General features: G+C 65.2%; 14 protein-coding genes. 8 read left to right on the top strand and 6 right to left on the bottom strand.

The genetic code is table 11. The annotated features are described in order from the left end of the window. Window positions 1–245 precede the first annotated feature (245 nt). The 4 genes from crcB (at window position 246) to GGD65_RS39795 (ending at window position 2202) form a co-directional block, all read left to right on the top strand. Entirely contained in the window at window positions 246–668 is a 423-nt protein-coding gene (gene crcB, locus GGD65_RS39780) for a fluoride efflux transporter CrcB (protein ID WP_183238743.1), read from the top strand. Window positions 669–670: 2 nt separating this feature from the next. Then, on the top strand, window positions 671–1012 hold the full coding sequence (locus tag GGD65_RS39785) for a DUF190 domain-containing protein (RefSeq protein WP_179735335.1): 342 nt from the start codon (window positions 671–673) through the stop codon (window positions 1010–1012). A 44-nt stretch (window positions 1013–1056) separates the two neighbouring features. Next, window positions 1057–1362 (top strand): ATP-dependent Clp protease adapter ClpS, encoded by a 306-nt coding sequence (clpS, locus tag GGD65_RS39790; protein ID WP_018322577.1) that lies wholly within the window; start codon window positions 1057–1059, stop codon window positions 1360–1362. Between the two features lie 78 nt (window positions 1363–1440). Then, window positions 1441–2202, top strand: a complete 762-nt coding sequence (locus tag GGD65_RS39795; protein WP_183238744.1) for a hypothetical protein — start codon at window positions 1441–1443, stop codon at window positions 2200–2202. 21 nt (window positions 2203–2223) lie between these two features. Here the strand turns inward: GGD65_RS39795 and GGD65_RS39800 are convergent, their stop codons facing one another. The 4 genes from GGD65_RS39800 to fabI all read right to left on the bottom strand — a co-directional run bounded on the left by GGD65_RS39800 (window position 2224) and on the right by fabI (window position 6194). Beyond that, window positions 2224–3414 (bottom strand): adenylate/guanylate cyclase domain-containing protein, encoded by a 1191-nt coding sequence (locus GGD65_RS39800; protein WP_183238747.1) that lies wholly within the window; start codon window positions 3412–3414, stop codon window positions 2224–2226. Window positions 3415–3494: 80 nt separating this feature from the next. Then, the gene (gene aroC / locus GGD65_RS39805) at window positions 3495–4583 is read right to left on the bottom strand and encodes a chorismate synthase (protein ID WP_018322574.1); all 1089 of its coding nucleotides are present in this window, start codon (window positions 4581–4583) and stop codon (window positions 3495–3497) included. Between the two features lie 183 nt (window positions 4584–4766). Further along, on the bottom strand, window positions 4767–5366 hold the full coding sequence (locus tag GGD65_RS39810) for a histidine phosphatase family protein (RefSeq protein ID WP_183238748.1): 600 nt from the start codon (window positions 5364–5366) through the stop codon (window positions 4767–4769). A gap of 12 nt (window positions 5367–5378) precedes the next feature. Further along, entirely contained in the window at window positions 5379–6194 is an 816-nt protein-coding gene (fabI, locus tag GGD65_RS39815; protein ID WP_018322572.1) for an enoyl-ACP reductase FabI, read from the bottom strand. Between the two features lie 173 nt (window positions 6195–6367). On the opposite strand from fabI, the gene GGD65_RS39820 reads away from it, so the two are divergent. After that, complete coding sequence (locus GGD65_RS39820) at window positions 6368–6856, top strand: RNA polymerase sigma factor (RefSeq protein ID WP_018322571.1); 489 nt, start codon at window positions 6368–6370, stop codon at window positions 6854–6856. Window positions 6857–6962: 106 nt separating this feature from the next. Next, window positions 6963–7733, top strand: a complete 771-nt coding sequence (locus GGD65_RS39825) for an anti-sigma factor (protein ID WP_183238745.1) — start codon at window positions 6963–6965, stop codon at window positions 7731–7733. A gap of 321 nt (window positions 7734–8054) precedes the next feature. Here the strand turns inward: GGD65_RS39825 and GGD65_RS39830 are convergent, their stop codons facing one another. Next, window positions 8055–9017, bottom strand: coding sequence for a DnaJ C-terminal domain-containing protein (locus GGD65_RS39830; RefSeq protein ID WP_183238746.1), 963 nt, complete (start codon window positions 9015–9017; stop codon window positions 8055–8057). 109 nt (window positions 9018–9126) lie between these two features. Further along, window positions 9127–9534 (bottom strand): RT0821/Lpp0805 family surface protein, encoded by a 408-nt coding sequence (locus GGD65_RS39835; RefSeq protein ID WP_018322568.1) that lies wholly within the window; start codon window positions 9532–9534, stop codon window positions 9127–9129. 113 nt (window positions 9535–9647) lie between these two features. Between GGD65_RS39835 and pdxH the strand changes: the two genes are divergently transcribed. Together pdxH and GGD65_RS39845 are read left to right on the top strand one after the other, a co-directional pair. Further along, window positions 9648–10289, top strand: coding sequence for a pyridoxamine 5'-phosphate oxidase (gene pdxH, locus GGD65_RS39840; protein ID WP_018322567.1), 642 nt, complete (start codon window positions 9648–9650; stop codon window positions 10287–10289). 26 nt (window positions 10290–10315) lie between these two features. Then, the gene (locus tag GGD65_RS39845) at window positions 10316–11068 is read left to right on the top strand and encodes an SDR family NAD(P)-dependent oxidoreductase (protein WP_026202769.1); all 753 of its coding nucleotides are present in this window, start codon (window positions 10316–10318) and stop codon (window positions 11066–11068) included. The last annotated feature ends 263 nt before the right edge of the window (window positions 11069–11331 follow it).

The following is an 11331-nucleotide window of genomic DNA, read 5'->3' on the forward strand; positions in this document are numbered from 1 at the left end:
CATCCGACCCCCTCCGTCTTCCGGGAGTCGTCTTCAGAATCCGTCTTGCCTTCCAATGCAATAGCTAGACAAAACCCATATGCGATTCCCCTGCCGCTTGCGGGGAGAGGTCGGAATCTGCGTGAAACGCAGATTCCGGGTGAGGGGGACTCTCCGCTAGTCCAACTGCCACCTCCTTCGTGCAGAGCCCCCCTCACCCCGACCCTCTCCCCGCGCGCGGGGAGAAGGAGAAGGGCTAGAGGCCGATGAACGCTCCCGCCGAGCGCTGGCGCACTGCGATGCTCTATGCCTGGGTTGCCGCCGGCAGCGTCGTCGGTGGCCTGACGCGCTATCTCGTCGGGCTCGCGCTCGACACCGGGCCGGGCTTTCCCTTCGCGACGCTGTTCATCAATGCGACGGGCTCGCTGATCATCGGCTTCTACGCGACGCTGACCGGCCCCGACGGCCGCATGCTGGCGCGGCCCGAGCACCGGCAATTCGTCATGACCGGGTTCTGCGGCGGCTACACCACCTTTTCGACCTTCAGCCTGGACACCTTCCGCCTGTTCCACGGCGGCATGAAATACACCGCGCTCGCCTATATCGCGGCGTCCGTCATCTGCTGGCTGGTGTCGGTATGGGCAGGGCATATGATGGCGAGCCGCTACAACCGCTTGACGAGGAGCTGACCATGCAAATCCCCAATCAGGCAGTTTCGCTCCGGATCTTCATCGGCGAGAGCGACCATTTCGACGGCAAACCGCTTTATGAAGCGATCGTGATGACCGCGCGCGAGCGGCACCTTGCCGGCGCCACGGTGCTGCGCGGCCCCATGGGCTTCGGCAAGTCGAGCCGGCTGCACACCTCGAAGATCCTGCGGCTGTCGGAAGATTTGCCGCTCTTGATCGAGATCGTCGACAGCGAGGACAACATCAACGCATTCCTGCCCATCCTGGATGGCATGATGTCGAGCGGCCTGATCACCTTGGAGAAGGTGCAGGTCCTGCAATATGGTGCGAAGGTCGCAAGCTGATCGCTGCGGCAGGGAACCCGAGCCCGCCGTATCCGGGAGGCGGAATGAACAACACTGTCACCAAGCCGAAGACGCGGACCAAGACCAAGGTCGAGCGGCCGAAGCTGCACAAGGTCATCCTGATCAACGACGACTACACGCCGCGCGAATTCGTCACCATGATCCTGAAGGCCGAATTCCGTATGACCGAGGATCAGGCCTACAAGGTGATGATCACCGCGCACAAGCTCGGCGCCTGCGTCGTCGCGGTGTTCACCAGGGACGTCGCCGAGACCAAGGCCACCCGCGCCACCGATGCCGGCCGCGCCAAGGGCTATCCGCTGCTGTTCACGACCGAGCCGGAGGAATAGGGCGTCGTTTGCCCGCTTCCGGTCAATTTTACCGATCCCCGCTACCGCAGGTTCAATCTCCTGTGTCACCACGGTGAGATGACAGTTGCACTGCGCAAACAGTTCGCGCTCAAGCCGGCCCGCCCAGAAACCTCGTTCGGTCCGTTCAAGCTCCTGCACGCCCTGCCCTGGCTGATCCTGGCGGCTGCGATGCGGGTGATCGCGTTCGGCGGCGGCGCCGTGGCGCTGCCAGCCATCATCATTGCCGACATTTCGGTGCTCCTGGCCTTCTTCGCGACGGCGCAACAATCGATCGAGGCGGCCGGCGGCCAGTCCTCGCTCGGCGCGCTGACATTGGGCGAGCAGTTCAAGCTGTCCTTCTCGATCCTGTGGCGGATCATGCTCGTGATGATCGCGGCGGCGCTCAGCGCCAGATTAGCCGGCTTTGAGGCCTCGTATCATCTCTTGGCGGGGCTCGATGGCATGGCGTTCGACCAGTTCACCCATCCCGGGCGCTTCTGGAGTGCATGGATCGCCACCATCGTGCTGCTCATGATCGTCCGTGCCGAGCGCGATGACGGCAGGGTCGCCCTGTTCGGCGCCATCGGCGAGTTCGCACGGCGCGGGCTGTGGCTCGGCGCCGCCGTGATCGCGCTCGGTGTCATCAACGTCGCCCTCGCCTACGGACAGGAAGCGGTGCGGAGCGCGATCTGGAATTTCTGGCAGACCTCGTCAGCGAGCCAGTTCAGCAAGAACCTGATCTATTTCGTCTTCATCTTCAGCTTTGCGATGCTGCGGCTGTGGATCACTCTGACGATCCTGACGCTTGGGCTGAGGCAGTCATATGTGCGCGCTGACTAGTTTCGCCGACGGTGCCGTCCGCTAGGCCATCACCACCGGCGTTTCCTCGCCAAGCCCATACACGCGCTGAGCCTTGGAAAATCCCGCGATCGGAAACTCGCCGAGCTCGCGCCAGTCGTGGCGGCAGACATTGGCAAAACCTTCCGAGGCCACGACGGTCCGCCCCAGGCGGCCCGTGATTTTCTCGAGCCTTGCGGCAAGGTTCACGGCGGGACCAATGCAGGTGAAGTCGAGGCGGTTGCCGCCGCCGATATTGCCGTAGAGGATGTTGCCGACGTGCAGCGCGACGCCGAAGCGGAAACGCTCGACGGCGTCGCCGACCGGAAAGGCCAGCGCCTCGACGCTGGCGCGGGATTCGCGCGCCGCTTCCAGCACGCGCGAACAGACATGGGCGGCATCGCCGACATATTCGTCGATCGGAAACACCGCGAGCAGACCGTCGCCCATGAATTTCAGCACCTCGCCGCCATGCCCGCGGATCGCGGTCACCTGACAGTCGAAATAGTGATTGAGGATCTCGACCACCGTCTCGGGTGGCAGCCGGTCCGACAGCGCGGTGAAGCCACGCAGGTCCGAGAGCCAGATCGCGGCCTGCATGGTGTCGTTGTGGCCGCGGCGGATCTGGCCGCCGAGGATGCGCGCGCCGGCACGGTTGCCGACATAGGTGTCGAGCAGCATCTCGGCGGTACGGCGCAGGGTGATGATCTCGCTGACGCGCGCCAGCGGCGTCACGATGGACCGGATCGCTGCGATATGGTCATCGCTGAAGCCGCCGGGATGCCGCGTCACCCAGCTCGTGGCGTGGACCGAGCCGTCGAGAAACGGCATCGGCACCGCGATGTAGTCGGTCGCTCCTTCGGCGTCCATGTCTTTGACGATCGGAAAGCGCGTATTGTCGGGATCGCCGACGCGCCCCCTGACCTCGATCCCCTGCTCGAACACGATGCGGAGCGGGCTCGCGGCGAATTCGGGCGTGTCCAGGATATCGAAATCGACGGTGCCGACCTCGACCTCCTCGCCCTGCCGCCAGATGAAGTTGCGGCCGAAGACTTCGGGATGCAACGTACGGATGAAGATGCCGAAACGCGTCAGCGGCAGGCCGGCCGCGACAAGACGTTCGCAGAAATCGGCAATCCCTACGGCCGACTCCTGAGCCGCCCAGGCGCCGTCGATCAGCCAGTCGCAGATGCGCTGAAGCTCGGAGCTGTTCATGGCCGCATTTGCGAACGAAGTTGCGGGATCGTCAAGCTGCGCGGTCGGCTGGTACCGCGGCATGAACGCCCGACTCGGCCCTAGCGCCCGACCTGTCCGCGGTCGCGCAAAAAGTGGTCGGCCAGCACGCAGGCCATCATGGCTTCGCCGACAGGGACGGCGCGGATGCCCACGCACGGGTCGTGGCGGCCCTTGGTAAAGATCTCGGTGTCGGCCCCCTTGCGGTCGACGGTGAGACGCGGCTGCAGGATCGAGGAGGTCGGCTTCACCGCGAAACGCACCACCACCGGCTGCCCCGTGGAGATGCCGCCCAGCACGCCGCCGGCATGGTTGGACAAAAAGCGCGTGCCGTCATTGCCGGTGCGCATCTCGTCGGCGTTTTCCTCGCCGGTGAGCTCCGCCGCGCCGAAACCGGCGCCGATCTCGACACCCTTCACTGCGTTGATGGTCATCATCGCGCCCGCCAGATCGGAATCGAGCTTGGCGTAGATCGGCGCGCCAAGGCCGGCCGGCACGCCTTCGGCGACCACCTCGATCACCGCGCCGATCGAGGAGCCGCTCTTGCGGATGCCGTCGAGATAGGTCTCGAAGAACGCGGCCTTGTCCTTGTCCGGGCAGAAGAACGGATTTTTGGCGATCTCGTCCCAGTCCCACTTCGCACGGTCGATCTTGTGCGGGCCGATCTGCACCAGCGCGCCGCGCACCTTCACGTTGGGCAGCACCTTGCGCGCGATGGCACCGGCGGCAACGCGCGTCGCGGTCTCGCGCGCCGAGGAGCGGCCGCCGCCGCGATAATCGCGCAGGCCGTATTTGGCCTCATAGGTGAAGTCGGCGTGACCGGGGCGAAACTTGTCCTTGATCTCGGAATAGTCCTTCGAGCGCTGGTCGGTGTTCTCGATCAGGAGCCCGATCGGTGTACCCGTCGTCACCTGCACGCCGGTCTCCGGATGCGCCATCACGCCGGAGAGGATCTTGACCTGGTCCGGCTCCTGGCGCTGGGTGGTGAAGCGCGACTGGCCCGGCCGGCGGCGATCGAGGTCCTGCTGGATGTCGGCCTCGGTCAGCGGGATCATGGGCGGACAACCGTCGACCACGCAGCCGATCGCCACCCCATGGCTCTCGCCGAAGGTCGTGACGCGGAACATGTGGCCGAAGGTGTTGAAGGACATCGCTTCTCGCTGGTGCGTAAGTCAGTTCTGACTTGTGGTGGTAACGCGGGGGAACACCGGGGTCAAACACACTCGGTCATTCGGGGCGCCCGAAGGGCGAACTCCGGTGCGCCCTTGCGCACCTGAGAATCTCAAGATTCCGGGTTCGTGCTTCGCACCGCTCCGGAATGACGGCGGATGGGACTAGCTAAACTTCTCCAGCCGCCCGTCGCGGAACACGTAGACGGCGCCCTGCTCGATATAGAGCTCGGCGGCAGTGAGGGGGGTCTCCAGGCCGAGTGAAACCATCAGGGCCCGGCAGGTCCCGCCATGGGCGACCGCAACGGTGTCGGTCCGCAGCTGGTCGTACCAGGCCCGTACGCGGACCTGGACATCGGCGTAGGTCTCCCCGCCGGCGGGGCCGACCGACCATTTGTCGGTGAGGCGCCGGGCATACACGTCAGGATCCCTCGCCTCGCTCTCGGCCAGGGTCAGACCTTCCCAGACTCCATAGCCAATCTCACGCAGGCGATCATCGAGCGCATATCCGGCAACTGGCAGCTCCAGCTTGCCGCGCGCAAGTTCCATGGTCTGGCGCGCGCGGCCGAGCGGGCTCGACACATAGGGTAACGCCGCCTTGTCGCGACCCTCGCGCTTGAATAGGTCGGCGAGAATGCTGCCGGCCTGCACGGCCTGACCGCGTCCACGCGCGTTCAGCGGAACGTCCTTAATGCCCTGAAGCCTCCCGAGCGCATTCCACTCGGTCTCACCATGGCGAAGATAATAGATCGTGGGCACGGGAATTCCGGATTTAAGCTAGTCCTTGCCGCCGAACGAGATGTCCGGCGCGTCCGGGCGCTTCATGCCGAGCACGTGATAACCGGAATCGACGTGATGCACCTCGCCGGTGACACCGCGCGAGAGGTCGGAGAGGAAATACAGCGCACTGCCGCCGACGTCCTCGGTCGACACGTTGCGCCGCATCGGCGCATTGGCCTCGTTCCACTTCAGGATATAGCGGAAGTCGCCGATGCCGGATGCCGCGAGCGTCTTGATCGGACCTGCCGAGATCGCGTTGACGCGGATGTTCTTCTCGCCGAGATCGGCGGCGAGATAGCGCACGCTGGCCTCCAGCGCCGCCTTGGCAACGCCCATCACGTTGTAATGCGGCATCCACTTCTCGGCGCCGTAATAGCTGAGCGTGATCAGCGAACCGCCATCGGTCATCAGCTTCTCGGCGCGCTGCGCCACCGCCGTGAACGAGTAGCAGGAGATCAGCATCGACTTGGAGAAATTCTCCTGAGTGGTGTCGACGTAGCGGCCGTCGAGCTGCTCGCCATAGGCGATCGCGTGCACCAGGAAGTCGATCTTGCCCCATTTCTCCTTCAGCACCCCGAACGCAGCATCGATGGTCGCGGCATCCGTGACATCGCAATGGCCGAGCACGAGACCACCGATCTCGGCAGCGAGCGGCTCGACGCGCTTCTTCAGCGCATCACCCTGATAGGTGAAGGCGAGCTCGGCGCCGGCGGCGTGGCACGCCTTGGCGATGCCCCAGGCGATCGAGCGGTTGTTGGCAACGCCGAGGACCACTCCGCGCTTTCCTTGCATCAGACCCGAATTCTGCGCCATTTTTGAACGTCCCGTCGAACTCTTGGTGAGGTCTGGAGGTACACCAGCCCTCCCCTGCGGTACAGCCCTAATACGCCGCGTTAACGCTGTTTCGAGCGCCGGAATAGCCGTTCCGTTCGGGTGTTATGATCGCTATAGGCGCTCGCGCCTGATACCAGGACGTCAAGACCGCAATGAGTGCGTTTCGCCAGAGTGTGGAAGCCATGATCCCGGCGTTGCGCCGCTACGCCCGCGCGCTCACGCGCGACGCGGATGCGGCCGACGATCTGGTGCAGGACACGCTGGTGCGGGCGCTGCGTTCGGAGCGATTGTTTCTCGGAGGCGACGTCAGAAGCTGGCTCTACACGATCCTGACCAACCTCAACAAGAACCGGCGGCGCTCGCTGGCAAGGCGGCCGCAGTTCACGCAGCTGACGGAGAACAACCCGGATGCCAGCGGCACCGAAGCCGAAGGGCGCGACATCGAGAGGGCGCTGGCGACGCTCGTCGAGGAGCAACGCTCGGTGTTGCTCCTCGTGATGCTGGAAGGCATGAGCTACCGCGAGGTCGCCGATATCCAGGGCGTGCCGATCGGCACCGTGATGTCGCGCCTGGCCCGCGCCCGCGCCCACGTCAAGGCTTCGCTGGAGGGCGAGCGCCCGACGCTCAGGCGGGTGAAATGATGGCAGGGTTGATGCATCGCGTGTCGTCCGCCCGCAGCATGAAGATGAGCTACGCGACGTCGAGCTTTGAACGACATTTAAGGCCACAGAGCCAGAGACGATTGATATGAACGACCGCAATATCCCAGTGACCGAGGACGAACTGCACGCCTATGTCGACGGCGAGCTGCCGGCCGAGCGCCGCGCCGACGTCGAGGCCTGGCTCGCCGCCCATCCTGAAGAGGCCGAGCGCGTGCAGTCCTGGCGCGCCATGGCTGAGATGCTGCACGCCCGCTACGATTCCGTCGCCCAGGAGCCGGTGCCGGCCCGGCTGGAGCTCGAGCGGCTGGAACGCCGCCCGCGGCAATGGCTCTACGGCGCCGCGGCGGCGGTGCTGGTCGCCTTCGTCGCCGGGGGCGCCGCCGGCTGGGTCGGGCATGGCGCCGCCAATGCCCCCTCCACCTTCCGGAGCTTTACGGCGGACGCGCTCGACGCCCACCGCCTCTATGTCGTGGAGGTCCGCCACCCCGTCGAGGTCGCCGGCAACGAGCGCGACCACCTGCAGGCCTGGCTGACCCGGCGTTGCGGCTGGACCGTGTTCGCGCCGAACCTGGAGGCGAGCGGGCTGAAGCTCGTTGGCGGCCGGCTGTTGCCGGGTCCGAACGGCCCGGCCTCGTTCCTGATGTATGAGGGCGCCTCTGGCGAGCGCTACACGATCTACACCGCCAAGACCGAGAATGGTGCGACGCAAATGCGCTACGCCAAAACGGACAAGGACGGCGCGTTGTTCTGGGCCGAGCGCGGCGTCGGCTACGTCGTCAGCGGTGGCGGTGATCGCGACCGGCTGACCAGGGTGGCGCAGGCGGTCTATGATCAGGCCGAGAAAAACGGCACCTAGACAGCCGCTTGAGGGCGGTGCCTAGATTCCGTCATTGAAAATTTGGAATGAAGACATCGGCGCGTCTCATTATCGCACCGGATGATCACGCGAAAATGAGCAGCGTTCGATCCGCCGATCGACGCGGGCGGCCTCGATTGGGGTTTTTGGTACCGCGCTGGTCCCCCTCTCGAGGCCGCACCTTTTTATCGGCTGCCCCGCCGGGCAACCGACACGTCTCGAACGTCAGCGTCGAAGCGCGAGCCGCGCTTCAGGCGTATGTTGAGCATCATCCTTTCGGGGAGAGAATGCTCCGATCGTCGGGATGCCTCGGCTAGCGCCCTAGCCGAGCCCGCTACGTGGATTGTAGGGGTGTTGGTCCCGCCACTTCTCCATCAATGCTTCAAGCTCGGCGTCGTTCCCGTCCGGTAGCATAATCCTGATCGTGACGAAGAGATCCCCGGTTCCGCCAGATTTCGGCAATCCCTTACCTTTAAGGCGGAAGGTCCGGCCGCTGGAGGTGTTTTTTGGAACCGAAAGCTCCACGGCATTGCCGAGGGTAGGCACGCGGACCTTAGCCCCGAGCACGGCCTCGTAGAGCGTCACTGGCAGATCGATCCGCAAGTCGGCGCCCTCGACCTTGAAGTGGGCGTGCGGCGCGATGTTGATGGTGATCAGGAGATCGCCGGGCGGATGGCCCTGCGCGGACTCGCCCTGCCCCCGGAGCCGGATCTGCTGGCCCTCGGTGACGCCGGCCGGAATCTTGACGTTGAGCTCCTTGCCCGTCGGCAGCCTGACGCGCTTCTCGCCGCCCTTGACCGCCTCTTCCAGCGAGACGGACATGGCGACATTCACGTCGAGATCGAGCCCGACGCCGCCGGTATCGAATTCGAACTGCCCGGCGCCGCCGGCCCCAGGCCGGGCGCCACGCATCCCGCCACCGAACATGCTGTTGAGGATATCCTCGAACGCGCCGCCGCCCTGGCCGGGGCCGCCGCCGGAGCGGAACGTATAGCTTTCGAAGCCGCCGGGGCCGGCACGCCCGCGCGGCCCGCCACCGCCCGGAAAACCCTGGAAGCGCGGCTTACCGTCGGCGTCGATCTCGCCGCGGTCGAACTGCTTGCGCTTGTCCTCGTCGCCGATGATCTCGTTCGCCGAGTTGATCTCGGAGAAGCGCTCGGCGGCTTTCGGGTCGTCCTTGTTGCTGTCGGGATGATGCTTCTTGGCAAGCTTGCGATAGGCGCTCTTGATCGCGGCAGCGCTGGCGCTCCGCGGCACCCCCAAGACCTCATAGGGGTCGCGCATCCGTCACGTCTCCTTCAAGAAATCGAAATGTTCAAAGGGCTCCCCGCCCCACCAGGGATTCATGTGGGAAGAGAGTGGCATTTTTGCAACTAGGGGCGCGCGCCGAATCCTAGCTCCGCCACGGCTTTAGCGTATGAATCTCCCAACGGCCACGGGTGCTTTGGCAGCCGGCGCCCTGGAGCCAGCTTTCGGTCGCCCCGTTGACGTAGCTCGCCAGGAAATCGCGGCATCTGCGGCCGTCCTCGGCGGCATAGGACTGCGCGATCGGCGTCACCGAACCGCGCGCGCCGGTCTCCGGATTCTCCCAATGCTGGCTGGAATCCCTGTCGCCCTTGCTGAGGACGTCGGAGGCGGCGTTGCGGGCGAAGGCGAGATCGGTCTCGGTGGGCGGCGCGTCCTTCGCCGGCCGCGCGATCGAACCGGTGAGGTCGCTGTCATCGGCCTTGGCGTAGGCACTCTTGTCATTGCGGGAAAAGCTGCATCCTCCGGCACCGAGCCCGATGACAATGATCGTCATGACAACGCCGGACGGCCGGATCGCCGATAGGCCAACGCGTCCCCATGCCCTATATAGGGCGGTAGCGGACGACAACGCGTTTTGGGCCGCGGGACGCAACTCGGACTCCAGACATGACCGACACGACCTCGATGAAACACCAGACACCCTTAACATCCGGTGATTTCACCGCCGCCGACGAGCCATTTGCGCTGTTCGAGGCCTGGCTGAACGAGGCGATCAAGAGCGAGCCGAACGATCCGAACGCCATGGCGCTCGCAACCGTCGACCCCGACGGGCTGCCTGACGTGCGCATGGTGCTGATGAAAGGCTTCGATACCGAGGGTTTTGTCTTCTACAGCCACATCGCCAGCCAGAAGGGCCGCGAACTCGCCGCAAATCCTAAGGCAGCGTTACTTTTTCACTGGAAGTCGCTGCGCCGTCAGGTCCGCATCCGCGGCAACGTGACGCCGGTGACCGAGGCCGAGGCCGACGCCTATTTCGCCACCCGACCCAAGCAGGCCCAGATCGGCGCCTGGGCGAGCAAGCAGTCGCAAGAGCTGGAGAGCCGCTTCGCTTTCGAGCAGGCCATCGCGAAAGTCGCGGCCAGATACGTCATCGGCGAAGTGCCGCGGCCGCCGGGCTGGAGCGGCTGGCGCATCACGCCCTCGCGCATCGAGTTCTGGCACGACCGCCCGTTCCGCTTGCACGACCGCATCGAATTTCGCCGTGACGCGGCCGGCCAGAAGTGGTCCAAGACGCGGATGTATCCCTAAACTTTAGGCCGACCTGAAAGATGTCCATGCCGCATTCGTCCAATGCGCCGCGCCGTACACTGCTCCTGACCGGAGCCAGCCGCGGCATCGGCCACGCCACCGTGATCCGCTTCTCCTCGGCGGGCTGGCGCGTCATCACCTGCTCGCGGCATCCGTTTCCGGAGGACTGTCCGTGGGACGCGGGGCCCGAGGACCACATCCAGGTCGACCTCGGCAATCCCGAGGACACCGCGCGTGCGATCAGCGAGATCCGCAGCCGGCTGGAGGGCGGCACGCTGCATGCGCTGGTCAACAACGCCGCGATCTCGCCGAAGGGCGCGGGCGGCTCCAGGCTCGGCTCGGTCGACACCGATCTCGACACCTGGACGCATGTCTTCCACGTCAACTTCTTCGCGCCGATCATGATTGCGCGCGGGCTGATCGAGGAATTGAAGGCGGCCAAGGGCTCGGTCGTGAACGTCACCTCGATCGCGGGCTCGCGCGTGCACCCCTTCGCGGGCGCCGCCTACGCGACGTCGAAGGCCGCGCTCGCGGCGCTGACGCGCGAGATGGCCTCCGATTTCGGCCGCGTCGGCGTGCGCGTCAACGCGATCGCTCCGGGCGAGATCGATACCTCGATCCTGTCGCCGGGCACCGAGAAGATCGTCGAACAGCAGATCCCGATGCACCGCCTCGGCACGCCCGACGAAGTGGCAAAAATCATCTACGTGCTGTGCACGGACACCTCGTCCTATGTCAACGGCGCCGAGATCCACATCAACGGCGGCCAGCACGTGTAGTCCGTTCGCGTCATTGCAGTGACGGAGCAAGGGCGACAACCTCGCTCTCTCGTGTCCCGGACGCGTTGCGGCACGCAGTGACGCTGCGCTGCGTCCGGGACACGAGAGCGGAGTGAGGCGCATGCTGTCTCCACATGTCATTGCGATGCTCCAGTGCATATCCCAGCGGCAGTGCCGTAGGGTGGGCAAAGGCGCATAGCGCCGTGCCCACGATCTCCGTCCATGAGCGACAAGGCGTGGGCACGCTGCGCTTTGCCCACCCT

The sequence above is a fragment of the Bradyrhizobium sp. CIR18 genome, from assembly GCF_014198295.1.
In the GTDB taxonomy this organism is placed as follows: Bacteria; Pseudomonadota; Alphaproteobacteria; order Rhizobiales; family Xanthobacteraceae; genus Bradyrhizobium.